This is a genomic window from Staphylococcus pasteuri (genome assembly GCF_030547725.1).
GTDB classification, from domain to species: domain Bacteria; phylum Bacillota; class Bacilli; order Staphylococcales; family Staphylococcaceae; genus Staphylococcus; species Staphylococcus pasteuri.
Map to the genome: position 1 here is coordinate 1 of NZ_JAUOQO010000694.1, position 248 is coordinate 248.

The following is a 248-nucleotide window of genomic DNA, read 5'->3' on the forward strand; positions in this document are numbered from 1 at the left end:
GTCTACATTTGAGGCATCACCAACCAAATCTACTCGAAAGCTTATTCGGCCATTTTGTAAATCTTGGCCAATAAGTATTTCACCGTTTCCTTGGTGTAGTTGACCATTGTTCACCCAATCTAAACTGGCGATATCAAAGTTCATACTATGTTCAGGAAACTCAATTTCTATCAAGCTATTGGTTAAGCTAAAACGAGTTAATTGGCCAAGAAATACATCGGCAATGGCTTGATAACTTTGGCTAAAAT

Annotated in this window: 1 protein-coding gene; it reads right to left on the bottom strand. The window is 37.5% G+C overall.

Features of this window, described 5'->3' with window-relative positions; all coding sequences use genetic code 11:
* The coding region (locus tag Q4528_RS15185; protein ID WP_303522531.1) for a hypothetical protein at positions 1-248 on the bottom strand (248 nt) is incomplete at both ends.